Origin of the sequence: Microbacterium sp. STF-2 (assembly GCF_034650155.1) — a bacterium.
Lineage (GTDB): Bacteria > Actinomycetota > Actinomycetes > Actinomycetales > Microbacteriaceae > Microbacterium > Microbacterium maritypicum_A.
In genome coordinates this window covers 2,122,702-2,147,293 of record NZ_JARKMW010000001.1, presented here as the reverse complement: position 1 = coordinate 2,147,293, position 24,592 = coordinate 2,122,702, and the positions used below count along the sequence as shown (strand labels likewise).

At 68.1% G+C, this 24,592-nt stretch carries 25 protein-coding genes; 18 read left to right on the top strand and 7 right to left on the bottom strand.

Annotated elements, in window-relative coordinates; genetic code table 11:
- Positions 1–5: 5 nt before the first annotated feature.
- Genes MicroSTF_RS10355 through MicroSTF_RS10345 form a run of 3 tightly spaced genes read left to right on the top strand, consistent with a single transcriptional unit; the run spans position 6 to position 2,155 of the window.
- Positions 6–989, top strand: coding sequence for a DnaJ C-terminal domain-containing protein (locus tag MicroSTF_RS10355; protein ID WP_021201689.1), 984 nt, complete (start codon positions 6–8; stop codon positions 987–989).
- Between the two features lie 40 nt (positions 990–1,029).
- Positions 1,030–1,443 (top strand): heat shock protein transcriptional repressor HspR, encoded by a 414-nt coding sequence (locus MicroSTF_RS10350; RefSeq protein ID WP_167256169.1) that lies wholly within the window; start codon positions 1,030–1,032, stop codon positions 1,441–1,443.
- Between the two features lie 52 nt (positions 1,444–1,495).
- Positions 1,496–2,155: a GntR family transcriptional regulator gene (locus MicroSTF_RS10345; protein ID WP_021201691.1), complete on the top strand. Its 660-nt coding sequence runs from the start codon at positions 1,496–1,498 to the stop codon at positions 2,153–2,155.
- A 3-nt stretch (positions 2,156–2,158) separates the two neighbouring features.
- Here MicroSTF_RS10345 and MicroSTF_RS10340 read toward each other — a convergent pair whose 3' ends face one another.
- Genes MicroSTF_RS10340 through MicroSTF_RS10325 form a run of 4 tightly spaced genes read right to left on the bottom strand, consistent with a single transcriptional unit; the run spans position 2,159 to position 6,014 of the window.
- Complete coding sequence (locus tag MicroSTF_RS10340) at positions 2,159–2,593, bottom strand: ATP-binding protein (protein ID WP_136024647.1); 435 nt, start codon at positions 2,591–2,593, stop codon at positions 2,159–2,161.
- Positions 2,583–2,915, bottom strand: a complete 333-nt coding sequence (locus MicroSTF_RS10335) for an STAS domain-containing protein (RefSeq protein ID WP_021201693.1) — start codon at positions 2,913–2,915, stop codon at positions 2,583–2,585. The genes MicroSTF_RS10340 and MicroSTF_RS10335 overlap by 11 nt, the downstream gene beginning before the upstream one ends.
- On the bottom strand, positions 2,899–4,863 hold the full coding sequence (locus MicroSTF_RS10330) for a glycosyltransferase family 2 protein (RefSeq protein ID WP_029259350.1): 1,965 nt from the start codon (positions 4,861–4,863) through the stop codon (positions 2,899–2,901). Before MicroSTF_RS10330 ends, MicroSTF_RS10335 begins: the two co-directional genes overlap by 17 nt.
- Complete coding sequence (locus MicroSTF_RS10325) at positions 4,860–6,014, bottom strand: PP2C family protein-serine/threonine phosphatase (protein WP_021201695.1); 1,155 nt, start codon at positions 6,012–6,014, stop codon at positions 4,860–4,862. Before MicroSTF_RS10325 ends, MicroSTF_RS10330 begins: the two co-directional genes overlap by 4 nt.
- 156 nt (positions 6,015–6,170) lie before the next feature.
- Here MicroSTF_RS10325 and MicroSTF_RS10320 point away from each other — a divergent pair, with 156 nt between their 5' ends.
- The 11 genes from MicroSTF_RS10320 (at position 6,171) to MicroSTF_RS10270 (ending at position 17,444) form a co-directional block, all read left to right on the top strand.
- Entirely contained in the window at positions 6,171–7,139 is a 969-nt protein-coding gene (locus MicroSTF_RS10320) for a tripartite tricarboxylate transporter substrate binding protein (protein ID WP_021201696.1), read from the top strand.
- An 88-nt stretch (positions 7,140–7,227) separates the two neighbouring features.
- Positions 7,228–7,785, top strand: a complete 558-nt coding sequence (locus tag MicroSTF_RS10315; protein WP_029264776.1) for a tripartite tricarboxylate transporter TctB family protein — start codon at positions 7,228–7,230, stop codon at positions 7,783–7,785.
- Positions 7,782–9,437 (top strand): tripartite tricarboxylate transporter permease, encoded by a 1,656-nt coding sequence (locus MicroSTF_RS10310; RefSeq protein ID WP_167255260.1) that lies wholly within the window; start codon positions 7,782–7,784, stop codon positions 9,435–9,437. The genes MicroSTF_RS10315 and MicroSTF_RS10310 overlap by 4 nt, the downstream gene beginning before the upstream one ends.
- The gene (locus MicroSTF_RS10305; RefSeq protein WP_029264774.1) at positions 9,434–10,303 is read left to right on the top strand and encodes a dihydrodipicolinate synthase family protein; all 870 of its coding nucleotides are present in this window, start codon (positions 9,434–9,436) and stop codon (positions 10,301–10,303) included. The genes MicroSTF_RS10310 and MicroSTF_RS10305 overlap by 4 nt, the downstream gene beginning before the upstream one ends.
- A gap of 119 nt (positions 10,304–10,422) precedes the next feature.
- Positions 10,423–10,863, top strand: a complete 441-nt coding sequence (locus MicroSTF_RS10300) for a DoxX family protein (RefSeq protein ID WP_021201700.1) — start codon at positions 10,423–10,425, stop codon at positions 10,861–10,863.
- A gap of 280 nt (positions 10,864–11,143) precedes the next feature.
- Positions 11,144–12,460, top strand: a complete 1,317-nt coding sequence (locus MicroSTF_RS10295; RefSeq protein ID WP_021201701.1) for an ABC transporter substrate-binding protein — start codon at positions 11,144–11,146, stop codon at positions 12,458–12,460.
- Between the two features lie 79 nt (positions 12,461–12,539).
- A complete protein-coding gene (locus MicroSTF_RS10290) occupies positions 12,540–13,430 on the top strand; it encodes a carbohydrate ABC transporter permease (RefSeq protein ID WP_021201702.1) in 891 nt (296 codons plus the stop codon).
- Positions 13,427–14,314, top strand: a complete 888-nt coding sequence (locus tag MicroSTF_RS10285; protein WP_021201703.1) for a carbohydrate ABC transporter permease — start codon at positions 13,427–13,429, stop codon at positions 14,312–14,314. The genes MicroSTF_RS10290 and MicroSTF_RS10285 overlap by 4 nt, the downstream gene beginning before the upstream one ends.
- Positions 14,311–15,822, top strand: a complete 1,512-nt coding sequence (locus MicroSTF_RS10280; RefSeq protein ID WP_029264772.1) for an FGGY-family carbohydrate kinase — start codon at positions 14,311–14,313, stop codon at positions 15,820–15,822. Before MicroSTF_RS10285 ends, MicroSTF_RS10280 begins: the two co-directional genes overlap by 4 nt.
- A complete protein-coding gene (locus tag MicroSTF_RS10275) occupies positions 15,819–16,475 on the top strand; it encodes a class II aldolase/adducin family protein (RefSeq protein WP_021201705.1) in 657 nt (218 codons plus the stop codon). The genes MicroSTF_RS10280 and MicroSTF_RS10275 overlap by 4 nt, the downstream gene beginning before the upstream one ends.
- A 9-nt stretch (positions 16,476–16,484) precedes the next feature.
- Positions 16,485–17,444, top strand: coding sequence for a ketose-bisphosphate aldolase (locus MicroSTF_RS10270; protein ID WP_322955368.1), 960 nt, complete (start codon positions 16,485–16,487; stop codon positions 17,442–17,444).
- Positions 17,445–17,489: 45 nt separating this feature from the next.
- Here MicroSTF_RS10270 and MicroSTF_RS10265 read toward each other — a convergent pair whose 3' ends face one another.
- A complete protein-coding gene (locus tag MicroSTF_RS10265; RefSeq protein ID WP_021201707.1) occupies positions 17,490–18,287 on the bottom strand; it encodes a DeoR/GlpR family DNA-binding transcription regulator in 798 nt (265 codons plus the stop codon).
- 157 nt (positions 18,288–18,444) lie between these two features.
- Between MicroSTF_RS10265 and MicroSTF_RS10260 the strand changes: the two genes are divergently transcribed.
- Complete coding sequence (locus tag MicroSTF_RS10260; protein ID WP_021201708.1) at positions 18,445–19,431, top strand: LacI family DNA-binding transcriptional regulator; 987 nt, start codon at positions 18,445–18,447, stop codon at positions 19,429–19,431.
- 17 nt (positions 19,432–19,448) lie between these two features.
- Here MicroSTF_RS10260 and MicroSTF_RS10255 read toward each other — a convergent pair whose 3' ends face one another.
- On the bottom strand, positions 19,449–19,739 hold the full coding sequence (locus MicroSTF_RS10255; RefSeq protein WP_021201709.1) for a hypothetical protein: 291 nt from the start codon (positions 19,737–19,739) through the stop codon (positions 19,449–19,451).
- A 194-nt stretch (positions 19,740–19,933) separates the two neighbouring features.
- On the opposite strand from MicroSTF_RS10255, the gene MicroSTF_RS10250 reads away from it, so the two are divergent.
- On the top strand, positions 19,934–21,469 hold the full coding sequence (locus tag MicroSTF_RS10250; protein ID WP_322955364.1) for an FGGY-family carbohydrate kinase: 1,536 nt from the start codon (positions 19,934–19,936) through the stop codon (positions 21,467–21,469).
- Entirely contained in the window at positions 21,466–23,100 is a 1,635-nt protein-coding gene (locus tag MicroSTF_RS10245) for a fucose isomerase (RefSeq protein ID WP_322955362.1), read from the top strand. The genes MicroSTF_RS10250 and MicroSTF_RS10245 overlap by 4 nt, the downstream gene beginning before the upstream one ends.
- A gap of 39 nt (positions 23,101–23,139) precedes the next feature.
- On the opposite strand, the gene MicroSTF_RS10240 is transcribed toward MicroSTF_RS10245, so the two are convergent.
- Complete coding sequence (locus tag MicroSTF_RS10240) at positions 23,140–23,418, bottom strand: hypothetical protein (RefSeq protein ID WP_322955360.1); 279 nt, start codon at positions 23,416–23,418, stop codon at positions 23,140–23,142.
- Positions 23,419–23,644: 226 nt separating this feature from the next.
- On the opposite strand from MicroSTF_RS10240, the gene MicroSTF_RS10235 reads away from it, so the two are divergent.
- Complete coding sequence (locus tag MicroSTF_RS10235) at positions 23,645–24,571, top strand: endo-beta-N-acetylglucosaminidase H (RefSeq protein ID WP_322955358.1); 927 nt, start codon at positions 23,645–23,647, stop codon at positions 24,569–24,571.
- Positions 24,572–24,592: the final 21 nt, after the last annotated feature.

The window sequence follows — 24,592 nt, the reverse complement described above, 5'->3', positions numbered from 1 at the left end:
GATCGATGGCCAGCCAGGATTGGTTCGACAAGGACTTCTACAAGACCCTCGGGGTCTCCAAGGACGTCAGCGATGCGGACCTGAAGAAGACGTATCGCAAGCTCGCGCGCAAGTATCATCCGGACTCCAATCAGGGTGATGCCAAGGCCGAGGCGAAGTTCAAGGAGATCAGCGAGGCCTACTCGGTGCTCTCCGACGCCGAACAGCGCAAGGAATACGACGAGATCCGCGCCATGGGCTCCGGCGCCCGCTTCACGGCGGGCGGCCAGGGGGCCGGCGGCTTCGAAGACGTGTTCAGCCGTTTCGGACAGCAGGGCCGCGGGCAGACTGCCGACTTCGAGGACATCTTCGCGATGTTCAACCAGGGGCAGGGCGCGAGCTTCGGCAACGGTCGCTTCGGTCAGCCGAGCGGCGGTTACCGCGGCTTCGGTGGTCCGCAGCGCGGTGCCGACGTCACGGCCCGCACCACGCTCGACTTCATCACCGCCGTGCAGGGCGAGACCATCTCGCTGCAGGGTGAAGACGGCAAGCCGTTCAAGGTGAAGATCCCTGCGGGTGTCGCCGACGGCCAGAAGATCCGTCTGCGCGGGCGCGGTCGTCCCTCGCCCGATGGCGGAGAGAGCGGCGACATCGTGGTGCAGATCGCGGTGCGCCCGCATCCGGTCTTCACCCGCGACGGTCTCAACCTGCGAGTCGTCGTCCCGGTGACGTTCACCGAGGCCACTCTCGGGGCGACCATCGAGGTGCCCACCCTCGGCGGCGACGTGGTGAAACTCCGCGTCGCACCCGGCACCCCCTCCGGGCGGGTGCTGCGGGTCAAGGGCCGCGGTGTCACCACCTCGAAGGGCACGGGCGACCTGCTCGCCGAGCTTCAGGTCGCGGTGCCCACGCACCTCGATGAGGCCGCACGCGAAGCGCTGGAGAAGTTCCAGGAACTCGAGCCCACGGAGAACCCGCGGGCCGAGCTGATGGCGAAGGCGCGGCGATGACCGGTCGTCGAAGCGGACACCGGGGGCGGAGGCGTTCATGATGAATGCCGACACCCCGGTGTTCGCGATCGCCGCCGCCGCCGAACTCTCCGGCCTCCATCCGCAGACCCTGCGGCAGTACGACCGCATCGGCCTCGTCGTCCCCGGGCGCACCTCAGGGGGCTCGCGCCGCTACTCGACACGCAACATCGAGCAGTTGCGCGAGGTCGCTCAGCTCTCCTCCGAAGGGGTGAGCCTTCCCGCGATCGCTCGCCTGCTCGACCTGGAAGACGAGAACAGGGCGCTGCGTAATCGAATCACCGTGCTCGAGAGCGCGCTGCGCACCGAGCGCGAGAGCCGTCCGGGCGTGCGCGTGTTCGCCGCCGGGTCCGCGGGCGTCGTGCCCATGCCGACCGGTCGCCGCCTTCGGCGCTCGACCGAGGTCGTGCTCTGGGACCCGCGCGGGAGCGCCTAGGTCACTCGCGATGGGCGGTGTGTATCCTGTCAACAGTTAACAGGAGGTCACCATGACGCAGACCGTCACGCGCGGAGAATCCCTCGGCGCCCAGGTGGCGCGGGTGCTCCGCCAGCGCATCGTGCGCGGCGAACTCGCCCCGGGCGCACGCATCACCGAAGAAGCGCTCGCCGAGGAGTTCTCGGTCAGTCGGGGACCGGTGCGCGATGCCCTGACGCAGCTGAGCTTCGAGAAGCTCGTCGAGGTGCAACGTCCGCGTGGGGTCTACATCGTCGGACTCACCCGCGACGACGTCGATCAGCTGTACAGCCTGCGGGGCGCTCTCGAACAGCTCGCCCTCTCTCGAGCGATGCGCGTCGACGACGACGAGCGCTGGGAGGCCATCTCCGCCGCCGTCGCGCGGATGGCCGAAGCCGCCGATGCCGGAGACCACGCGGCGTTCGTCACCGCCGACCTCGAGTTCCACTCGCAGATCTACGCGCTCGCCGATCACCCGCGCCTCGAGGGGGCGTGGAACCAGTACCTGCCGACGTTCACGGCGCTGCTCGAGGTCACGATCAATCATGACGAGGATCTCCATGAGTCGTCAGACGATCATGTGAAGCTGCTCGAGGTCATGCGCACCGGTACCCAGGAAGCTGCTGCCGAGGTGTTGAGCGCCCACCTCGACGGTGCACGCGAGCGCATGCTGCACGAGGTGGGCGGACGCTGACCGTCAGATCGACGGATCGTTCGGATGCACCTGCAGCCGACGCACCAGCCCCCAGGTGTTGCCGCGGGCTGTCGCCGAATGGCTGAACTCGTCGAGAGCGGCCTGCGCCAGAGCAAGACCGCGTCCGTTCTCGCTCGCCTGCTCGGGCATCACGACGCCGTCCCAGTCGATCGTCGCCGGTTCCGCCGAGTCGACGACCTCAGCGTGCAGCGCACCGTCGGAAGCGCGCACATCCACGCTCATCGTCACGTCGATGCCCCGGCTGTGCTGTGCGATGTTGGTCGCGACTTCGCTGAGCGCGAGCGTGAAGAGGGTGCGGTCTTCGGCGGGGACGCCGGGCGCGCGTATCCAGAGCCGGTCGAGCTCATCCAGGACGCGGTCGACGAGGGCGAGTTCTGCCCGCCCGTCGATGTGGAAGCCCGGCGGTTCAGCTGCCATCGAACGCCGATTCCGGCGTGGGGTAGTCGCGAAGCACGCGATCGAGGTTGGTGAGGTGCAGGACCGTCTTCACCGCGTCGGGCACGGCGGCGATCCGCAGGTCTCCGCCTGCGACCCGGGCGCTCTTGAGGCCTCCGACGAGGGCGCCGAGTCCGGAGGAATCGACGAATTCCGTGCCACGCAGATCGATCGCGATGCGGGGCTGTCCTGCGGTGACGAGGTCGCTCACCGCGTTTCGCAGCAGCGGCGCGCCCGAAGCGGTCAGCCGCCCCGTGATCGCGATCACGGCATAGCCATCCCTGTTCTCAGTGCTGACGTTCATTCGACTCCTTCTCGAGGGCGCGGGCGGCCGGTCCGCGGTAGCGGGCGGCCTGGATGATGACGCTGAGCACGACCAGGTCGTACAGCACCCAAGCCGTGTTCACGATCGTGCCGGTGCCGTCGGCGGTTCCGATGATCACGCGGGTGATGCCGATGATGAGGGCGAGCGCGAGCATCGCCATCGCGGTGAGCTGGGGCCAGATCTGCCCCCAGGGGATGCCGCGGGGGTCGCGGCCGTCCTTCCGCGTGACGGCGAAGGAAAGCGGGCGGCCGAGTGCGACGTTGGCGAATGCCGTCCAGCAGGCACGGATCCATACCGGGAACAGTGCGAGCGAGTACTGCTGCCCCCTCCAGGTGCGCACGCCCTTCGCGACCACGAGGAACAGCGCCTGATTCACGAGGAAGTACGGCAGGAAGCGGGCGAAGAAATCCAACGACCAGGCGGTGACCGGAAGCACACCCCACACCAGGTAGACGACCGGGGCCACGAGATAGACGATCGCGGCGAATCCCGACAGGTACGTCCACATCGTGGAGAAGTACATCAGCCGCTGTCCGGCCGAGAGGCCCCGTTTGACGAGCGGGTTGTCCCGCAGCATCACCTGCAGAGTGCCCTGCGCCCAGCGCAGTCGCTGCGTCAGCATCGTGCGGAGGTCTTCGGGAGCGAGACCGTGCGCCAGGATCTCGTGGTGGTACACGCTCTTCCAGCCGAGGGCGTGCAGCTGCATGGCCGTGGCCATGTCCTCGGTGACCGAGATCGTCGCGAGGGGGAGGATGGGCTGTGCCTCGTCGCCACGGTCCAACCGCAACGCGTCCAGCAGACCCCGCACAGCGGCGACGGCGGTGACCGGGGAGAGGTCGGAGGCGGCGAGGGCATCGAGGCCGGCCTCGTCGACGATCACCGCGCCCAGCTCGGCGTCCTGCTGCAGCGGAAGGGCGCCTATCTCCGCCAGGTCAGCCCTGATGCCGTCCATATCGTGCGCGATGAGGATGCGTGAGGCATGGTCGACCGACTCGCGCACCCGCGCGGCGACATCGGCGACCGATTCTCCGGCCGCGAGTTCCTTCCGTCCGCGGCTGATCGCGATGCGCAGCGCCGACAGCTCCGTCGCCAGGGCGGAATCCGCTGCGGTCTGCGCCTCCCGCGCGATCAGGGTCTCGGCGGCCTTGAGTGCCCGGGAGGCCGAGTCGGTGACGTCGCGCACATACCCCACGATCCCGAGTCGCATCAGGGCTTCGCGTCGCAGCACGGCGTTCGAGCCGCAGAAGAAGGCGGCGTTCCATCCGTCCTTGCCCTGCTGGATCGGACCGTAGAACAGCGGCGCCTGGCTGCCCAGCGGATCGGCGTCATCGACGTTCACGAACCACTGCGGCGTCTGCACGAGGGCGACCTCCTCGTCGTCCGCGAAGTATCCGAGCGTGCGATGGAGGATCAGTGGATCGGGAACCTGATCGGCGTCGAGGATGAGGAGGAACTCGCCGTCGGTCTGGAACAGTGCGCTGTTCAGGTTGCCGGCCTTGGCATGCCGCGGCTTTCCCGTCCACTCCTCCGAGCGCGTGAGGTAGCCGACCCCCGCCGCTCGGGCTTCGGCCTCCAACTCGGGGCGCGAGCCGTCGTCGAGGATCCAGGTCGAGTGGGGGTAGGCGATGTTCTTCGCCGCGCGGGCGGTGGTCATCACCAGAGCCACCGGTTCGTCGTACGTCGTGATGAACACGTCGACTGTCCCCTGCGGCGGCGAGACGGGGGCCGGCCGCTCGCGTGCGCGCCACATCGTGAGGCAGAACAGGAACGTGTCGATCAGGCTGTAGGTCTCGGCGATCACGAGGGGCACGGCGATCCACCACGCCGACCAGTTGACCGATTCGAGCCAGCGCCATGCCACGTAGTTGACACCCAGCAGCACGGAGAGCAGGGCGAGGATGCGGATCGCCGCGAACCGGGCGGTCATGCGTCCCTCCGCACCACCACGACGGTGATGTCGTCCGTCGCACGATCGTCGGCGGCGAGTCGCAGCGCCTCGCGCACCGCACCCTCCGGGCCGAGCGCTCGGAGCACGCGCTGCACATGGGCGAAGGGATCGTCGGCGTCGAGCACATCCAGCAGTCCGTCGCTGCAGCAGATGAACGTGTCGCCGGGTTCGAGCCTCGTGGTCATCGGGACGCGGGCATCGACGACGCCCATGCCCATCCCGAGCGGGAGGTTCTTGGAGCGCAGGTGCGTCCAGGAACCGTCGGCCCGGATCACGAAGGCGAGGTTGTGCCCGGCGTCGATCACGTCCAGATCCCCGCTCTCGGGTCGCAGCTCGGCGACCATGGCGGTGACGAACATCGCCGTGTCGGCGAGGTCCTCTTCGAGCAGACGATCGACGTCGGCCACGGAGACGGCGAGCGAGCGCTCGGGCGCCGTCCGCAACGACGCTCGCACGGTCGCGGCGACGAGTGCGGGGCCGGTGCCCTTGCCCATCGCGTCGGCCACCGTGATGCGCAGCGCCCCTCCGTGCGTCGAGAAGTCGTAGTAGTCGCCCGCGAGCATGCCGCGCGGGGCGGCACCCGCAGCGATCGTGTAACCATCGAGCTCGGGGTTCGAGCGTGGTCGCAGCGCGCGCTGGAGAACAGCCGCGTGGTCGATGTCCTGGTCCTGGGCGAGCTCGGTCTGCACCCAGAACGCCAGGTCGCGCAGCAGGTCGCGCTGCGCTTCGGTGAAGGTGTGGGGCTCGGTGTCGAGCACGCACAGGGTGCCGACGGGCTCGCCGCCGGGCGCGTGCAGCGGGTGGCCGGCATAGAAACGCAGGTGCGGGTCCCCGGTGACGAACGGGTTGTCGGCGAAGACATCGGTGATGAGGGCATCTTCGACCACCACGGTCGCGTCCTGCGACACCGTGTAGTCGCAGAAGGAGTCCTGCCGGGGGGCTTCGTTCCCGCCCAGCCCGATCTGCGCCTTGCGCCATTGCCGATCACGGTCGATCAGCGAGACGCTGACCATCGGCACGCCGAACATCTCCTTCGCCAGCCGTGCCACCCGGTCCACGCGCTCGTCCGGTGGTGTGTCAAGGATCCCCAGTTCCTCGAGCGCTGCCTGTCGCCGTCGCTCGTCGAACATGTGCTCCGCCCCTCCTACGGTCGCCTTCGGCCATCCTAGAAGGAACGCATCGCCGGCGGGACGCCATTCGCGCATCCGCCAGTGTTGACTGTTAACAGTCAACACTGCTACGGTCGGGGAGTCGACAACAGGGTCGACCCACGTAGAGGAGCAAAGATGCCCCGCAAGCGCATCACCCGGGCGGCCGCCGCGATCGCCGCCCTCGCAGCCACCGCTCTCATCGTCTCGGCCTGCACCAAGGTCGAGGAGGGCGAGGAAGCCGGATCGGCGTTCCCCGAGAACGACATCCGACTCATCATCCAGGCCAACCCCGGCGGAGGGTCCGACCTCTCGTCGCGCGCGCTGGCCACCGAGCTGGAGAAGATCCTCGGCGTCAGCGTCATCCCGGAGAACATGCCCGGTGCCGCCGGAGCGCTGGCCATGGAGTACGTGGGCGCGCAGGATCCCGACGGGTATGTCATCGGATTCGCGCCGGTCGAGATCGCGATGCTCAACACCACGCAGAGTGCGAACGTGCTGCCGGACGACTTCGACCTGCTCGGCCAGATCATGCTCGCCCCCGGCGTGGTCACGGTCGGCGCGAACAGCGGTATCGAGACCCTGGAAGACCTCGTCTCTCAGGCGAAGGCGGGTGCCGTGACGGTCGCCAACTCCGGCGCCGGCTCCATCTGGGAGGCCGCCACCATCGGGCTCGGCGACGCGACGGACGCCGACTTCACCCCGGTGCCGTACGACGGAGGAGCGACAGCCGTCGCAGCAGCGGCATCGGGTGAGACCGTCGCCGCCGTCTCCGGCCTCGGCGAAGCCCTGGCGCAGGGTGAGGCCGTGCGCATCCTGGCTGTCATGAACGACGTGCGCCACCCCGACGCGGAAGACGTCGAGACGGTCGAAGAGGCCATCGGCGAAGACGTGATCTTCGGTGGCTGGGGCGGCATCTACGCACCCAAGGGTCTCCCTGACGACGTCAAGACCACGCTCGAAGCCGCCGTGAAGGAAGCCGTCGAGTCCGACAGCTACCAGAAGTTCCAGGCCGATGCCGGAAACCTGGTCGTGTACCGCGACTCCGCCGAGTGGACCACCTTCGTCGACGAGCAGTTCGACCTCTTCAAGGACCTCCTGGGCTGAGAAGACCGGGTCGCCGATGCTGCGGGGCCGGGCTCATCACCGGCTCCGCAGCACCCACCCTCACTTCTCGGATCAGGAAAGGAGCACCATGTCGACCTCCGCATCGGACGGGTCTGCAACGCACGTCTCCGTCGCCGCCACGGACGACGGGTACCAGGGCGCCTCCGCCTCGCGTCCCCTCGAGATCGTGTTCGCGGTCGTCGCCCTCGGGTTCACCGCCGGCTACCTCTTCCTCGCAACGCAGATCCCGCTGCGCCGCGAGGCCGCCCCCGGGCAGATCGACGCCCGCTTCTGGCCCCTCGTCATCGGGGTCACCGGCGTCGTCATCGCCATCGCGCTGCTCGCGGTCGCGATCACCCGTCCGGCCCCCACCCGTGAAGACCTCGAGCGCATCCAGCCAGGAGGCTACCTGCGCGTGATCGCCACCCTCGCGATCACCGGCACCTTCATCGCGCTGTGGTCGCTGGGTTCGGTCATCCTGTTCGGCTACCGCATCGAGGTCTTCCCGATCGCCGCCGCTCTGCTGATGGCCGCCCTCATGCTCCTCTACGGCCACCGCCGCTGGCTGAGCCTCGTCATCTACTCCGCCTCCGTCACGGCGTTCGTCTACGTCGTGTTCGGGATGCTCCTGAGGATCCCCCTGTGAACGCGCTCATGGAGGGGCTGAACTCGCTCCTCGACATCTCGATCCTGCTCTACATGCTCGTCGGCCTCGTGCTCGGGTTCATGGTCGGAGCGTTCCCCGGCATCACCGCGACCATGGCCGTCGCCCTCGCCGCCGGCTTCACGATGACCCTCGAGCCCGTGCAGGGTCTCGCCGTGCTGCTGACGATCTACGTCGCGGCGAACTTCGGCGACCGGGTGCCGTCCATCCTGATCAACACCCCGGGCACGCCCGCGTCCATCGCCACCACCCTCGACGGGTATCCGATGGCGAAGCAGGGAAGGGCGGGGCTCGCGCTCACCGTCTCGGCGATCGTCTCGGCGGTCGGCATCCTCGCCTCACTCGTGCTCTTCGCGGTCGCCGCCGTGCCGATCGCCAGCTTCGCCCGCGACTACTTCAAGTCGCCCGAGCTGTTCGCGCTCGTGGTCTTCGGCATCGCGATCATGATCGGCATCTCGTCGAAGTCGATGCTCAAGGGCATTCTCGCCGGACTCTTCGGCCTCATGCTCGGCAGCGTCGGCACGTACGCGGCCACCGCCGACCAGCGCTTCACCTTCGGGGTGCTCGAACTCGTCGAGGGTGTCAACTTCATCGCCGTGATCATCGGACTCTTCGGCATCGCCGAGCTGTTCGACCAGCTGCTCACGCATCGGAAGTCGGCCGTGCGCCCGATCTCGAGTCTCGGCCGCTGGTGGCCGAACCGCGCCGAACTGAAGCAGAGCGGGCGCGCGACCGCGGTCGGCGGCGCCGTCGGACTCGGTGTCGGGCTCATCCCCGCGGCCGGTGGGGACATCGCCGGACTCATCGGGTGGGAGCGGGCACGCAAGGCGTCGAAGCACCCCGAGATGTTCGGCAAGGGATCGATCGAGGGTGTCGCCGCCTCCGACACCGCCTCCAGCGCCACCCTCGGCGGCTCCCTCACGACGACCATGGCCCTCGGCATCCCCGGTGACTCGGTGATGGCCGTGATGATCGGCTCGATGATCATCTGGGGCATCACCCCCGGTCCCACACTCTTCACCAACCGCCCCGACCTGGTCGTCTCGATCGTGGGCATCATGCTGATCGCGACGATCCTCTCTCTCGCGCTCAGCCTGGTGCGCATGAAGGGCATGGTGAAGCTGCTCGACGTGCCACAGCCGTATCTGTGGAGCGGCATCCTGATCTTCTGCATCATCGGCACCTACGCCACCTCGAACAGCCTGTCGACGGTCGTGACGATGCTCGTCTTCGGTGTGATCGGCGTGCTGCTCAAGCGCATGCAGGTGCCGGCCGGTCCGGTCGTGCTCGGCCTCCTGCTCGGACCGCTCGCCGAGGAGAACCTCGCCCGCACGCTGGCGATCCTCCCCACGCGTCCGTTCTTCGAGGTGGTCAGCCCCATCGCGCTCGTGCTGCTCGCCCTGGCCGTGCTCTCGATCGTGATGCCGGCCATCCGCGCCGCCCGGAGGCCCCGTGCCGAGCGCGCCTCGCTCGCGGACTCGATCCTGCACGACGACAGCATCCAGCAGATCGAGAAGGCACACGACGAGCTCGCAGCCCAGCCCGATCTGCTCACCTCCACCGTCCGCAACGTCGACACCTCAGGGCGTCGTGCCCGCAAGACCCGCAAGAACTCCGAGGAGACCGAGAAGTGACCCGCTATGACATCCTGACCGCCGTGCCCACCGCGTTCCACCGCGACGGCACCCTCGACATCGAGGGCTCGCGTGCGATCTTCCGGTTCGTCGCCGACTCGGGGAACGAGGGAGCGTTCGTGCTCGGCACGACGGGGGAGTTCCCCGCCGTGGACGCCGACGAGTTCGCGGCCATCGTGGAAGCGGCGTTGGCCGAGCTGCAGGAGCGCATGCGCGTGGTCGTGCACGTCGGTCGCCCCAGCACCTTCGAGGCCGTGCGGCTGACCCGTATCGCCCGCCGACTGGGCGCGACCGAGTTCGCCGCGCTGACGCCGTACTACCTGCAGGCCACGGACGACGCGATCTTCGAGTACTACCGCGCGGTGTCGGAGGCCGTCGGGGACGGGCGGCTGTACGTGTACATCTACCCGGCCCGCAGCGGCAACCCGGTGTCGCCGGAGCTCCTCGCGCGTCTCGCACGACTGCCCAACGTCGTGGGCGCCAAGATCAGCGAACTCTCCCTCGACGACATCGCCGCCTACCGTGCCGTCGTGCCCGCCGACTTCGACCTCTACACCGGCGCCGACCGCGACCTGATCGCGGCCGTCGAGGTGGGGGCGCAGGGCGTCGTGTCCGGGGTATCGTCCGTCACGCCGAAGCCGTTCCGCGCCCTCGCCGACGCCGCGCGGTCCGGGGACGCGGCGGCCATCGTCGCTGCGCAGGCCGCGGTCGACGATGTGGTCGCGCTCATCGGTGGCGACATGGCCCGCATGAAGGAGGCGTACCGCGTGCTCGACGTGGTCGACACGCACTGCCGCATGGCGATCGCCGAGCCGAGTGCCGCCGAGCGCACCGCCGTCGCCGAGGTGGTGGCCGCGCACCGGTGACACGTCACAGGTGACACGGTCACAGGAGATGGAAATGTCGTCTTCCTAGCGTGGAACCAGGGAACGACCCTGCTCCGCGCCTGGCGCGCGGGTGTCCTGCCACGAAGGAAGAACTCCTCATGACGAACACCACAGCCCCCTCCGCCGCACCCTCGCTGGGACTCCTGGTCCTCCGCGTGGTCGTCGGCGCGATCTTCGCCGCACACGGCGCGCAGAAGATCTTCGAGTTCACGCTCCCCGGAACGATCGGCAGCTTCGCAGGCATGGGGATTCCGCTCCCGGAGATCGCCGGCCCTGTCGTCGCCTTCGTCGAGCTCATCGGCGGCATCCTGTTGATCCTCGGCCTCTTCACCCGTCCTGTCGGTATCCTGCTGGCCATCGACATGATCGTCGCGCTCATCGCCGTGCACCTTCCCGCGGGCCTCTGGGTCGGCGAGGGCGGCTACGAGTTCGTCGCCGTCCTCGGTGCGGCAGCTCTCGCCCTCGCGCTCACAGGCGCCGGGCGTTTCTCCCTGGACGGTGCGTTCCTGCGGGGACGCGCACCGGCCTGGCTGAGCTGAAGAACCTCCGCATCACGACGGATGCCGCGGCCCGAGGGGTCGCGGCATCCGTCGTCTGTGCGGGGTGTGTTGCGGAAGGGAAACCCGCATTCCGCGTCGTTGCGGCCTCCACGCGCACCTCCGCTTTCGTTTTCGACGACAAAGGTATGCGAAAACACAAAAAAGAAAAGACTTTCACTGAGGTTCCCCGTATTCCTGGCGTCAAATACGCAAATAAACCTAAACTGAGCGCATTCGGCATCTCGCCGAGGACTTTTACAGCGAAGTAAGGGGATTGCAGATGAAGCTCAAGAGGAGCCTGGCGGGAGTGGCCACGGTCATCACCGCCCTCGGAGTCACCGCCTGCGCCGGCGGCGCAGCGCCGGACGCGTCGGGAAACGCCTCCAGCGACACCATCACGTTCCGCTCGTGGAGCCCGATCGAGCAGACGACCCGTCAGATGATCGAGGCCTTCCAAGCGGAGAACGACGGATCGAAGATCGACGCGACGATCTTCAACTACCCGGAGTACCTCGTCGACCTGCAGAGCCGTGCCAGCTCGAACACGATGCCCGACGTGCTCGGCCTGCAGCCCGGAGCGCTCACCCAGCAGTACCGCGAGAACCTGATGCCTCTGCAGGACTGCGCCGCCGAGACCTGGGGTGACGACTGGCAGAGCAAGTTCTACCCGATCGGCATCGAACAGGCCCGAATGGGCAACCCCGAGGGCGACGACAACTTCTACTCGCTCCCCATCCTCACCCAGACGGTCAACCTCTGGGCCAACTCCGAGATCTTCGACGACGCCGGTCTGAGTGTGCCGAAGACCTGGGACGAGCTCGTGCAGACCACGAAGGACCTGAGCGGTGGCGACGCCGCCCCGTTCCTCCTGCCCGCGAAGGACTCCTGGCTGCGCAACGTCGTCTTCCTGCAGATCGCCAACAACGTCTCGCCCGGAACCGTCTATGAGGCAGAGGCCGGTTCCGTGCAATGGACAGACCCGGCCATCGTGAAGGCGTTCGAGTACTGGGGCAAGCTGTTCTCCGACGGCATCGCCCAGGACGGTGCGATCGGCCTCGACGCCTACCCGTCGGCGGTGAACCAGTTCGAGGCGGGCAACGCCGCCATGATCCCCCTCGGTGCCTGGTGGATCCAGCAGTCCGACCCGACCAAGTCCGACATCCCGCCGCTGTCGGAGGGCATGTCCGGGTACGAGCCGTTCCTGTTCCCGACCATCCCCGGCGGTGCCGCCGAGCCGCAGTTCGTCGGCGGCATCGACGTGAGCCTGGGCATCTCGAAGAACACGGCCAACCCCGACCTCGCCTGCAAGGTGCTCACCGACTTCATCGCCGGCTCCGCCGCGCAGAAGCTCGTCAACACCATGAACGATGTCCCCGCCGTCACCGGTCTCGCTCCGGAGAAGTTCACGAGCGAGAAGCAGGAGCAGATCTGGAACCTGTTCGTCGACGAGTGGCTCCCGCAGGTGAAGTACTCGCGCTACTTCGAGTCGCCCAAGCTCGACCAGGCCGTGGCCGATGCGCTCGCCGCCATCGCGACCGGTGACGCCACTCCGCAGGAGGCAGCGGAATCCGTCCAGGCCGTCCAGGACACCCTGTAGCTCAGGAACCTGTGGCAGCAGTGGAGTTCGTGCAGGGTCCGGGACCTCTTCCCCGGACCCTGCGCCGAGAGGAGCGCGCATGAAGATCCTGACGAGAGAGCGGCTGGTCGGCCTCGCCTTCCTGGCACCGACCCTCATCCTGTTCGCCGTATTCGTCGTGTACCCGATCGTGTACAACGTGCAGGCGAGCACGCTCGACTGGGACGGTGTCAACGTCGGCACGGCAGTCGGCATCGGCAACTACCTGGAGCTGTTCCAGGATCCGACGTTCCTCATCACGCTGCGCAACTCGGCGTTCTGGATCGTGCTGACGATCGTGCCCCAGGGCGTGATCGGCTTCCTCCTCGCCGTCGCCCTCAACCAGGGGCTCCGCGGCAGCACGATCTACCGGGCAATCTTCTTCATCCCCGCGATCCTCTCGCCGGTCGTGGTCGGGATCGTGTGGCAGCGCATCCTCGACCCTTTCAACGGCGTGCTCACCGCCATCGGCAAGGCCACAGGGCTCACCTTCCTCGGCGGCAACTACCTGGCCGATCCGCAGACGGCGATCTTCGCGGTGATCTTCGTGAACGTCTGGATGTGGACCGGGTTCTCGATGCTGTTCTACCTCGCGGGGCTGCAGCTGATCGATCCCAGCCTCGTGGAGGCGGCGCGCATCGACGGCGCCAACGGTTTCCAGACCATGGTGCGGATCACGTTCCCCCTGCTGAAGACCACCACACTGTCGCTCGTGCTCCTCGGGATCATCGGTTCGCTCAAGACCTTCGAGCTCGTCTACGTGCTCACGCAGGGCGGACCCAACCACGCGTCGGAGATGCTGCCCACCTTCGCGTTCCTGGAGGCGTTCCAGCTGCAGAACGTCGGGTACGCCTCGGCCATCAGCGTCGTGCTGCTCGTCGTCGCCGTCGTGAGCTCGCTCTCGATGGTGCGGGTGTTCGGCGCCGGATTCATCACAGGAGACGAGAAATGACCGCGACGAGCGAGACCCGCACCCTGATCGTCCCGAAGGACACAGTCGGCCGTCACCGCCACGGTGCTCCCGGACGCCGCGTCGGCTGGCTGCACTTCGTGCTCGTGCCGCTCGCCGTGCTCTGGCTCGTACCGATCATCATGGTCGTCGGGCTCTCGATGATGCCGCCGAACAACCCCGGCACGCAGTTCTTCGGGCTGTTCCCCGCGGAATTCAGCGTCAAGAACTACCTCACGATCTGGGACCAGAACCCGATCCTGTTGCACCTGCTCAACAGCCTCCTCATCACGGTGCCTTCGGTGCTGCTGGTCTGTCTGCTCGGATCGATGACCGCCTTCGCCCTGGCCCGGCTGCGGGTTCCGCTGAAGGCCCTGATCTTCGGGGTGCTGATCCTCGCGCTGATCCTGCCGATGTCGAGCATCGTGGTCGCGACGTTCCGCATCCTGCAGTCGATGCAGCTGTACAACAACCTCCTCGGGCTCGTCCTGGTGTACAGCGCACTCGGCCTGCCGTTCGCGGTCATCATCATCCGCACCTCCTACCTCGCGATCCCGCTCGAGACCTACGAGGCCGCACGACTCGACGGGGCGAACAGCTGGCAGATCTTCTGGCGCATCTACCTGCCGCTCGGCAAGCCCGCCCTCGCCGTGGTCGCGGTGTGGCAGACGATGATGAGCTGGAACGACTTCCTGCTGCCGCTCGTCACGCTCGGCGACAACGAGCTCAAGCCGCTCACCCTCGTGCCGCTCGCCTACCGCGGCATGTACCTGTCACAGCCGGGGGCACTGTTCGCGATCCTGGTGCTGATCTCCATCCCGGTCGTGCTGCTGTTCGTCTTCATCCAGAAGTACCTGGTGAACGGCCTGTCGGGAGCGATCAAATGAGCGTCATCGGCCTCGATCTCGGAACCAGTGGCGTGCGGGCCGTCGCCTTCGCCGCAGACGGACGGACGCTCGGTGGGGCGTCGGCACCGCTGATGCTGCGGCGCGACGGTCGCGGGCGCGTCGAGCTCGATGCCGAGGAGATCATCGTCGCCGCCGAGAGCGTGGTGCGCGCAGCGGCGGCGGAGGCAGAGCAACTCGGCGACGCGGTGCAGGCGATCGGCTTCAGCGTGCTCGGCGAGGCCGTCGTGCCTGTCGACGGGGCCGGCGTACCGCTCGCTCCGGTGGCGGTGAGCATGGACACGCGCGGCATCGAACACGCCGCCGTGCTGGGGGCGCGGCTCGGAGACGGCCGCTTCACCGCGATCACCGGACAGCCGTTGCACGGGATGTTCTCGGTCTTCAAGATCATGGCCGGCGATGATGCCTGGTCTGCGGCCGCGGGTTACCGCTGCATCGGGGATCTGGTCGCCGAGCGGTGGAGCGGTGTCGCTGCCATCGACCTCGGTCAGGCCGCGCGTACCGGCATCCTCGACGTCGATCGAGGCGAATGGAGCAGCGAGATCCTCGAAGCCGTGGCCGCCTCCGCCCCGTGGGTGCGGGAAGACCGGCTCCCGGTCCCCGTGGCATCGGGAACCGTGATCGCCGGCGTCCACGACCAGGCGGCTGCCGTGCTCGGCGTCGCACCCGGCACGCGCCTGGTTGCCGGCACGCACGACCAGGCGGCTGCCTTCCTCGGCGCCGGTGGAGAGGCGGGAGTGCGGTCCGTGATCGCGCTCGGGTCGAGCGACTGCCTCTCCGTCGCCACCCGCGAACGCCCGCGTGGACTCGAGTCGACCGGCTTCGCCAGCTACCGACTCGATGACGAGACATGGATCACCCTCGCCGGAACCGCCGCAGGCGGATGGGCGCTGGAATGGCTGGCGACCCTCCTGGGCCGTGACGTCGGCGATGTGTTCGGCGCGCTCGCCGAGGATCCGCCCTCTCTCCTCGTGCTGCCGTACCTCGCCGGCTCCGGCACCCTCGACAACGACCCCTCCGCGCGCGGAACGATCCACGGCCTCACGCTCGACACGACCGTGCCGCAACTGGCGCGAGCCGTCGTGGAGGCCGCAGGCTTCGAGTTCCACAAGATCATCGCGGCCCTGGACCGCCACGGGGTCCGCGTCGATGACCTCCAGGTCACCGGCGCAGGTTCCGAGAACGCCGAGGCGCTCTCCGCCCGTGCCGCCGCGGCCGGGACGCGACTCACGCCGGTCGCCCGTGACGCATCCGCCCGTGGGGCGGCGATGCTCGCGCTCCGCGGTCTCGGCGCCGATTCCTCGGATCTCCTCGTCGCCCCCGACCCCGCGGCTGCGGCCGAGCCCGACCCCGCATCGGGCGAGTGGTACGCCGCGCAGCGAGCCGCCTACGCCGCCCTCTACGACGTGACCCGCGGCATCGCGCCGCACCTGGCCCGGCCATCGTGGCCGACCCAGAACCCGCCCCACCAGAAGGAGAACACGAAATGACCGAGACGACGCTCCAGCTCGACTTCGACATCGACGCCGCGCGCGAGGAGATCCTCGACTACTGCCTGCGTTCGATGGAGTACGGACTCAACTTCAACACGCAGGGCAACATCAGCATCCGCGTTCCCGGCGTCGAGGACCGGTTCCTGATCACGCCGACCGACCTCGAGTACGACAAGATGAGCGCCGATGACATCGTGCTCGTCAACGGCGACAGCGAGGTGATCGACGGACGGCTCGGGCCGTCGAGCGAGGTCACCGTGCACATGGCCGTCTACCGGCGTCGACCCGACGTGAACGCGATCGTGCACTCCGAGCCGGTGTTCTCCAACGTCTGGGGCGTCGTGGGGTCGCCGATCCTCGGGACGCTGGTGAACATGGTGATCTACACCAAGGGCGACGTGCCGATCATGCCGTTCGAGCTCAGCAACAACACCGAATTCGGCGAGCACATGTGCGACGCGATGGGCGACCTCAACGCGGTGGTGTGGGCGAACCACGGCCTGCTCACGGTCGGGCCGAACCTGCGTGACGCGTTCAAGACCAGTGTCGCGGTGGAGTCGGCGGCCAAGGTGCAGGCCTACGCCCGCGCGCTCACCGACACCCCGATCGTGCTCGACTACGACACGCTCGGCATCACCGAGTCGCTCTGAGGATCACGGATGGCACTGCAGACTCTGCGTACCGCGCTCGCCGACGCCGACGCGGGCGGCTACGCCGTCGGCGCCTTCAACGTGTCGAGCATCGATCAGGCGATCGCGGTGCTCGATGCCGCCGAGACGGAGCGTTCGCCCGTGATCGTGCAGGCGATCGCGGGGATGTCCGCCTACGACGACGAATCGCGCTGGTGGCACCGCCTGAGGGGTCTGGTCGCCGAATACGAGCATATCCCCGCAGTGCTGCATCTCGATCACGGGCGCACCCATGACGACTGCGCGCGTGCCATGGACCACGGCTTCACCAGCGTGATGATCGACGCGAGCAGAGCGAGCGGCACCGATGAACCCGCCTCCTTCGCCGACAACGTGGCGCTCACGCGTCGGGTGGTCGAGGCGGCCGTGCCCTTCGGTGTGAGCGTCGAGGGCGAGCTCGGCACGATCGGCGGGGCGGAGGCGGGTGTCACCGGGGTGCTCGAGGAGATCGTGTTCGCCGACCCCGATCAGGCCGTCGAGTTCGTGGAACAGACCGGGGTGGACGCGCTCGCGGTGGCAGTGGGCACGAGTCACGGCTCGGTCAAGTTCACCGACGAGGCCGGAGGCCAACGGCTGCGGCTCGGCCTCATCTCGGAGATCAGAGGACGTCTGCCGGACACCTTCCTGGTGCTGCACGGTTCCTCGTCGGTGCCCGCCGAGGCGGTCGCCAGGATCAACGCACACGGCGGTGACGTGCGGCCCTCGTACGGGATCTCTCCTGAGCAGAAGGCGGAGGGGATCGCCGCAGGCATCCGCAAGATCAACCAGGGTACCGACTCCCACCTGGCCTGGAGTGCCGCGCTGCGCACATTCCTGCAGGAGAACCCCGCGGTGGTCGAGCCCAGCGAGCAGCTGCGCCCCGCGATGGGCGCATTCCGGGCGATGGTCACGCAGCGCATGCGTGAGTTCGGCTCCTCGGGTCGCGCCTGAGGCGCCGGCCCCGCGGGTGAGGCGCGACGAGCTCGATCTCGCAGGTCAGGCGAGCTCGATCGCGAGTCCGGCCTCTCGAAGCGTCTCCAGCTCGGCCGGAGGCGCTTCGACGCCGGTGATCAGCACGTCGACGCGCGCGAGCGGAGCCACCTGGATCACCTGACTCTTGCCGATCTTCGAGCTGTCGGCGACCACGATGGCCCGCGCCGCCGAGTCGAGGTAGCGCCTCTTCATGGTGACCTCGGGGAGGCTGGAGTTCGTGAACCCCCGCTCCGACACCCCGTTGCAGCCGATGAAGCAGATGTCGCTGTGCACGGACCCGATGAACATGTCGCCCATCGGGTCGATGAGCGAGCGCTGCTTGTAGTTCACGGTGCCGCCGGTGACGACGACGGTGATCTGGTGCGGCTCCGCGACGCCGAGCTCGAGCGCGATCGTGAGGGAGTTGGTGAACACCACGACGCCGCGCAGATCCTCCCGGGCTCGCAGGGCGCGGGCGATCGCGAGCGTCGTCGTCCCGGCATCGAGCAGGATCGCCATCTCGCTCTCGACCAGCGCGGCCGCAGCATTGCCGATGCGTCGCTTCTCGGTGACGGCGCGCGTGAGGGCCCGCTCGTAGTCCGGGGAGTGGGCGGTGGACTTGATGCCCGAGATCGCTCCGCCGTGAACGCGCTGGATGACGTTCTCCTCGGCGAGGAGGTCGAGGTCGCTGCGCACCGTGACCTCGGACACGCTGAGGGTGCGGCTCAGCTCCTGCACGCGGGCGAAGCCCTGACGCTCGATGATCGACACGATCTGCTCGCGCCGCACCGTTGCGGGGACCGTCTGCGACCACTCTGGCATCCCCTCAGCGTACTCGGGACGGCGGAGCAGCCGACGGGTGCGCCGCCGGCGCCGCGCGATACTGTTGCACCTGTTGCACCACCCGGCTGCCGCATCATCCGGGCGTTGTCGGCGGGCGAGCCGGGGCAGCAGCAGTCGGCGGGAAGCAGAGGAGCGCATGGCAACGATCTACGACGTCGCCGCGCTCGCCGGCGTCTCGCCCGCGACGGTCTCGCGCGTCTTCAACGGCACGAGCGTGTCGGACGAGAAGGTCGCCGCCGTCCGTGCGGCCGCCGCGACGCTCGACTTCACGCCCAATCGGGCCGCCCGCTCGCTGCGTCGACAGAGTTCCGAGGTCATCGCCCTCGTGATCCCCGACATCGAGAACCCGTACTTCACCGAGATGGCGAGAGGGGTCGAGGATGTCGCCTCGGAGGCCGGGTACTCCGTCGTGCTCTGCAATTCCGATGCGCAGGTGGAGAAGGAGGCCACGTACCTCCGCATCGCGATCGCCGAGAACATGTCCGGCGTGATCATCGCGACCGCTGATGAGCACTCCGACCTCGACAGCCTCCTCGCCACCGGCCGGCCGGTCGTGGCCGTCGACCGCAGCACGACCTACGACATCGACGGCGTGGTGATGGCCAATCGGGCGGCAGGCACATCGGCGACGCGGAGTCTGATCGATGCCGGGCACCGTCGCATCGCCTATATCGGAGGGCCCGCGCACATCGACACCGCCGCCGAGCGCGCTGCGGGATGGCGTTCCGCGCTCGCCGCGGCATATCCCGATCTCGCCCTCGACGGCCTCGAGCGCTTCGCGACGTTCCGCGTCGACGGCGGGCGTGCCGCGATGGAGGAACTGCTCGCCCTCCCGGAACCTCCGGATGCGGTGGTGGCCGGCAACAATCTGATCGGTGTCGGAGCGATCCAGGTGCTCACGGAGCACGGACTCACCCCGCCGGACGTGGGTGTCGCCGTGATCGGCTCGCTGCCGTTCACGACGCTCTCGCCGAGTGTCGTGACCGTGGTGCGCCTTCCGGCGCGGCACATGGGTGTGACCGCGGCGCGGATGCTGCTCGAACGGATCAAGGGTGACACCCAGCCGGCGCGCACGGTCGTGCTGCGCAACGAGCTTCAGCCCGCGAGCGCCGTGCGGAGCTGAGCGGGCGGTCGGGCCGGCTACTGCGAGCGCCAGAACCGCGTCGCGAGGTTCGCCACCTCTTTGTCGAGGCTGTCGACCTTGTGCTCCAGGGCGTCGATGCGGCCGGTGAGCCGGCCCTCGAGACTCTCCAGCCGCCCGCTCAGATCGCCGCGCAGGCCACCGATCTCGCCCCGCAGCTCGCCGCGCAGGCCACCGACCTCGGCGCGGATCACCCGGCTGAACTGCATCGTCATGAGGGTCATGCCGCCGAGCATCATGGTCGTGAACACGCCGATCAGCGTCCATACCTGCGGGTCGTCCAAGCGCATGCCTCCAGTCTGATTCGGGGTGCCCAGAATGTCACGGTATTCCGGTGCTGGTCAGCCAGAAAGCTGCGCTCGGTGGGCGCACCACCCTTCGGCGTGAGTGGTGCAGGACGACTCGCGCCTTGCGTCATGAAATCGATTTCGCGTACAGTGGCGATGAAGCCCGGACTCCGTCGTCCGGGCACGAGGAGGACTCCATGCGCTGCACCCTCGGGGTGGACATCGGCACGTCCAGCAGCAAGGGCGTGCTCGTGGATGCCGGCGGTGGAATCCTGGCATCGGCGACGAGGGCGCACGATGTCGATCGTCCGCGCACGGGCTGGGTCGAGATGGACGCCGCGATCTGGTGGGACGAGTTCGTCGCGATCTCGGGGGAGTTGCTCGCCGCAGTCCCGGACGCCGAGATCGTCGGTGTGGGCGTCAGCGGAATGGGCCCCTGCATCCTCCTCGCCGACGAGCATGACGTCCCGGTGCGCCCGGCGATCCTGTACGGCGTCGACACCCGTTCGACCGTGCAGATCGAGCGCCTCACCCGGGAGCTGGGCGTCGACGACATCACCCGCATCGGCGGGTCGACGCTGACCTCGCAGGCGGGCGGACCGAAGATCGCCTGGGTCGCCGACGAGGAGCCCGCGGCGTGGGAACGGGCGCGGCGGCTGTACATGCCCGCGACGTGGCTCGTGCGCAAGCTCACCGCCGCCTACGTGCTCGATCACCAGTCCGCCAGTCAGGTGTCCCCCCTCTATGACATCGAAGGCGAATGCTGGCACGGCCCCTGGTGGGACCGATACGCGGCGCATGTCGAGCAGCCGACTCTGCAGTGGGCGGGAGATGTCGCCGGCGAAGTCACGGCCGAGGCATCGGCGCTCACCGGAATCCCCGCAGGCACTCCCGTGATCACGGGCACGATCGACGCCTGGACCGAGGCCGTCAGCGTCGGCGCGCACGAGGTCGGCGACCTGATGCTGATGTACGGCACCACGATGTTCATGGTCTTCACGAACGGTGCCGAGACGCTGCGGACGCCATCGATGTGGACCACGGCCGGTGCTTTCGCCGGCACCCGCAACCTCGCCGGCGGCCTCTCGACCTCGGGCGCGCTGACGGCCTGGCTCGTGGGGCTGACCGGCGCCGACTATCCCGAGCTGCTCGCCGAAGCCGAGACCTCGGGGGCCGGAGCGCGGGGCCTCCTCGTCCTGCCCTACTTCGCGGGCGAACGCACGCCGATCCAGGACCCGGACGCCCGGGGCGTGATCGCGGGACTCACGCTCGACCACACCCGCGGTGACCTCTACCGGGCCGCGCTCGAGGCCACGGCTCTCGGGGTGCGCCACAACGTCGAGACCATGCGCGCGGCGGGTGCGGACATCCTCCGCATCGTCGCGGTCGGCGGCGGCACCCAGGGGCGCTTGTGGTTGCAGATCGTGTCCGATGTCACCGGACTCGTGCAGGAGGTGCCCGCGACCACGATCGGGGCGAGCTACGGGGCGGCATTCCTCGCCGCGACCGCGACGGCCGCACTAGACGGGACTCCGGTCATCGCCGACTGGAACCCGATCTCCGAGCGCATCCACCCCGACGAGGCGGTGCGCCCGCTCTACGACGCCCTCTTCGACCGCTACGTGCGGCTGTACGAGGGGTCGAAGCCCGTCGTCCACGAACTCGCCGCTGCCCAGCGCGGCACGCCCGCGACCATCGACAACCCGACCCCCACCGCCCCGGAGGCATCATGACCACCTACACCCTGCCGACGCCGGCGACCCGTCCGGCCACCGCGCCGAAGACGGCATACATCATCACGTCCGGAGACCTGCGCGAGTCGGCGAACATCGCCGGCTGGCCGACCCAGGTCGAGCTGGAGACCGGCGTCACCGGCGTGCTGAACGCGCTCGGCTGGGAGGTCATCCGCCCGTTCGGCGTCGACCCCGAGACCGGCCATGGCTTCATCTCGAGCCAGCGGATGGGACTCGAGGTGTTCAAGAGCATCCCCGTCGATGCTCCCCTCGTCGTCGCCATCGCCAACTGGCAGTACTCCCACCACGTGCTCGCCGGTCTGCGGTCGCATGAGGGGCCGATCCTCACCGTCGCGAACTTCGCGGGGGACTGGCCAGGACTCGTCGGGCTGCTCGGGCTGAACGCGGGTCTGACCAAGATGGACAAGCCCTATGCGACGACGTGGTCGGTCGACTTTACCGATCAGTGGTTCACCGACGGCATCAGGGAATGGACCGAGACCGGTGCCATCGCCCACGACGCCTCGCACGTGCGCGCACTGCCCGCACTGCCGGAGAGCCCCGAGAAGCAGCTGGGTGAGGCGCTCGCGGCCGAGCTGCGCGCAGAGAAGGCGATCATCGGCGTCTTCGACGAAGGATGCATGGGCATGTACAACGCGATCTTCGACGACGAGCTGCTCAACGGGACCGGCATCTACAAGGAGCGGCTGTCGCAGTCGGCGCTGTACGCCGAGATGCTGAACGTCACCGAGGACGAGGCGGATGCCGCCTACGACTGGCTGATCGATGCGGGCATGACGTTCCGCTACGGCGACGACGCCGTCACCGAGCTCACGCGCGAACAGGTGCAGTGGCAGCTGAAGATGTACATCGCCGCGCTCCGCATCGCCGACGACTTCGGACTCGATGCGGTCGGCATCCAGTACCAGCAGGGGCTCAAGGACCTGGTGCCGGCGTCGGACCTGGCCGAGGGCATCCTGAACTCGACCGAGCGGCCGCCCGTCACCTCGCGCGACGGCTCACGCGTGCTGCACGAGGGGCGCGCGTTCCCGCACTTCAACGAAGCCGACGAGGGGGTCGCGGTCGACGCGCTCGTGACCGACCGGGTGTGGCGCGCGATGGGTCTCGTGCCCGACAACACCCTGCACGACGTGCGCTGGGGTGAGGACTACGACGGGCAGTTCGTCTGGGTCTACGAGATCTCCGGCTCGGTGCCCGCCTCGCACCTGGGCGGGTGGCAGAACGCCGAGGGCTGGCGCCAGGGCCACGTGTTCTTCCCGGCCGGCGGTGCGACCATCAACGGCGTCTCGAAGCCGGGTGAGATCGTGCTGTCGCGGGTGTTCATCGCCGAGGGGATCCTGCAGGCCGACATCTTCCGCGCCTCGGTCGTCGAGCTTCCTGCCGAGGAGACGCAGCGGCGCAAGGACGCCACCAACCCGGAATGGCCGATCGCGCACGTGGTGCTGCACGGCATCTCGCGTGACCAGTTCATGGCCCGCCACAAGGCCAACCACGCGCAGCTGGTCTACGCCCCGGATGCCGAGACGGCCGACAAGGCCCTGATCGCGAAGGCCGCGATGTTCGCCGGCATGGGCATCAAGGTCAACCTGGTGGGAGACGTGGCGGTCTGATCGGCTCGTGAGTAGCTCTCGTGAGAGTTCTCACGAGAGCTACTGCGATCGCCAGAGACGCGTCGCGAGATTCGTCAGCTCCGTGTCGAGATCGTCGACCTTCGATTCGATGCGCCCGAGTCGACCGTCGATGCCGTCGATGCGAGCCGAGAGGATGCCTTCGACGCGATCGATGCGAGCGGTGAGCGAGCCCTCGACGCGATCGACCTCGACGCGGATGATGCGGCTCAGCTGTGTCGTCATGAGCGTCATGCCGCCGAGCATGACGGCGGCGAACACGCCGATCAGCGTCCATACCTGTGGGTCGGTCAAGCGCATGCCTCCAGTGTGAGTCGGAGCGGCCAGGTTGTCACGGTATTTCGGTGTCCGTGAGTCACGTACCCAGTCGTTGTGGGGAGGTCGCCTCCTGCGGCTCCGGTGCAGGAGGAGAGAATCATCCACTTCATCGACTTCTTCACCTCCGTCCACTTAAGCGATATAGTCGGCCGCAGGTCGCACCGAAGCGGCCTGATCTCGATATCGATGATGAAGGAGACGATCAGCCATGACTCAGTCGCACATCAGGATTCACCGTTTCCGAAAGGGCCTCGCGGCACTCGCGGGCTTGGCGTTCGCAGCGGTCGGCGCCGCCGCGGCCTCGCCTGCCGTCGCCGAGAGCTCGGCGATCGACCCGCAGGTGGTGGCATACGTCGAGGTGAACTCGAACGATTTAGCGAATGTCGCCGACTACACCCTGGCGGATTCGGGCAAGCCCGCCGTCGACATGGCGATCATCTTCGCCGCCAACATCAACTACGACGGCGAGAAGGCATACCTGCACTTCAACGACCGCGTCACCGCGACGCTCGACGATGCCGAGAACCAGATCCGCCCTGTCCAGGCGCGCGGCACCAAGGTGCTGCTCTCCGTGCTCGGCAACCACCAGGGGGCGGGATTCGCGAACTTCACCTCGTACGAAGAAGCCGATGCCTTCGCCGCCCAACTCGCCGACGCGGTGACGACCTACGGGCTCGACGGCATCGACTTCGATGACGAGTACGCGCAGTACGGAGTCGGCGGCACGCCGCAGCCCAACGCGCAGTCGTTCGGATGGCTGGCGACGGCTCTCCGCGATCGCCTGGGCCCTGACAAGATCATCAGCCTGTACGCGATCGGCGAGACGTACACCGTGACCGACTTCAGCCTGTTCGACGTCGCGGGCGTGATCGACTACGCCTGGAACCCGTACTACCCCACGTACGACGCGCCGACCATCCCGGGCTTCGGGGACAAGACCCGCCTCGGGGCTGCGGCGATCGACCTCGCGACCGTGAGCTCGTCGACGGCTGCGGACTTCGCCGAGCGCACGGTGGTCGACGGGTACGGCGTGTACGTCGCGTACAACCTCACCGCGACGGACCAGTCCGCGCTGCTGTCCGGGATCACGCAGCAGCTCAAGGGAGAGGCGACGCAGTACAAGGCTGCGCCGTGATCCGGCCACGTGCCGCGAGCC

What these genes read in the sequence shown, in the direction of transcription:
- MicroSTF_RS10245 (WP_322955362.1), top strand. Translation starts at nt 21,466, where the DNA reads ATGACCACCTACACCCTGCCGACGCCGGCGACCCGTCCGGCCACCGCG.
- MicroSTF_RS10340 (WP_136024647.1), bottom strand. Translation starts at nt 2,593, where the DNA reads ATGGCAGCTGAACCGCCGGGCTTCCACATCGACGGGCGGGCAGAACTC.
- MicroSTF_RS10350 (WP_167256169.1), top strand. Translation starts at nt 1,030, where the DNA reads ATGAATGCCGACACCCCGGTGTTCGCGATCGCCGCCGCCGCCGAACTC.
- MicroSTF_RS10250 (WP_322955364.1), top strand. Translation starts at nt 19,934, where the DNA reads ATGCGCTGCACCCTCGGGGTGGACATCGGCACGTCCAGCAGCAAGGGC.
- MicroSTF_RS10355 (WP_021201689.1), top strand. Translation starts at nt 6, where the DNA reads ATGGCCAGCCAGGATTGGTTCGACAAGGACTTCTACAAGACCCTCGGG.
- MicroSTF_RS10240 (WP_322955360.1), bottom strand. Translation starts at nt 23,418, where the DNA reads ATGCGCTTGACCGACCCACAGGTATGGACGCTGATCGGCGTGTTCGCC.
- MicroSTF_RS10265 (WP_021201707.1), bottom strand. Translation starts at nt 18,287, where the DNA reads ATGCCAGAGTGGTCGCAGACGGTCCCCGCAACGGTGCGGCGCGAGCAG.
- MicroSTF_RS10275 (WP_021201705.1), top strand. Translation starts at nt 15,819, where the DNA reads ATGACCGAGACGACGCTCCAGCTCGACTTCGACATCGACGCCGCGCGC.
- MicroSTF_RS10320 (WP_021201696.1), top strand. Translation starts at nt 6,171, where the DNA reads ATGCCCCGCAAGCGCATCACCCGGGCGGCCGCCGCGATCGCCGCCCTC.
- MicroSTF_RS10300 (WP_021201700.1), top strand. Translation starts at nt 10,423, where the DNA reads ATGACGAACACCACAGCCCCCTCCGCCGCACCCTCGCTGGGACTCCTG.
- MicroSTF_RS10280 (WP_029264772.1), top strand. Translation starts at nt 14,311, where the DNA reads ATGAGCGTCATCGGCCTCGATCTCGGAACCAGTGGCGTGCGGGCCGTC.
- MicroSTF_RS10270 (WP_322955368.1), top strand. Translation starts at nt 16,485, where the DNA reads ATGGCACTGCAGACTCTGCGTACCGCGCTCGCCGACGCCGACGCGGGC.
- MicroSTF_RS10285 (WP_021201703.1), top strand. Translation starts at nt 13,427, where the DNA reads ATGACCGCGACGAGCGAGACCCGCACCCTGATCGTCCCGAAGGACACA.
- MicroSTF_RS10330 (WP_029259350.1), bottom strand. Translation starts at nt 4,863, where the DNA reads ATGACCGCCCGGTTCGCGGCGATCCGCATCCTCGCCCTGCTCTCCGTG.
- MicroSTF_RS10345 (WP_021201691.1), top strand. Translation starts at nt 1,496, where the DNA reads ATGACGCAGACCGTCACGCGCGGAGAATCCCTCGGCGCCCAGGTGGCG.
- MicroSTF_RS10335 (WP_021201693.1), bottom strand. Translation starts at nt 2,915, where the DNA reads ATGAACGTCAGCACTGAGAACAGGGATGGCTATGCCGTGATCGCGATC.
- MicroSTF_RS10255 (WP_021201709.1), bottom strand. Translation starts at nt 19,739, where the DNA reads ATGCGCTTGGACGACCCGCAGGTATGGACGCTGATCGGCGTGTTCACG.
- MicroSTF_RS10260 (WP_021201708.1), top strand. Translation starts at nt 18,445, where the DNA reads ATGGCAACGATCTACGACGTCGCCGCGCTCGCCGGCGTCTCGCCCGCG.
- MicroSTF_RS10290 (WP_021201702.1), top strand. Translation starts at nt 12,540, where the DNA reads ATGAAGATCCTGACGAGAGAGCGGCTGGTCGGCCTCGCCTTCCTGGCA.
- MicroSTF_RS10295 (WP_021201701.1), top strand. Translation starts at nt 11,144, where the DNA reads ATGAAGCTCAAGAGGAGCCTGGCGGGAGTGGCCACGGTCATCACCGCC.
- MicroSTF_RS10325 (WP_021201695.1), bottom strand. Translation starts at nt 6,014, where the DNA reads ATGTTCGACGAGCGACGGCGACAGGCAGCGCTCGAGGAACTGGGGATC.
- MicroSTF_RS10315 (WP_029264776.1), top strand. Translation starts at nt 7,228, where the DNA reads ATGTCGACCTCCGCATCGGACGGGTCTGCAACGCACGTCTCCGTCGCC.
- MicroSTF_RS10235 (WP_322955358.1), top strand. Translation starts at nt 23,645, where the DNA reads ATGACTCAGTCGCACATCAGGATTCACCGTTTCCGAAAGGGCCTCGCG.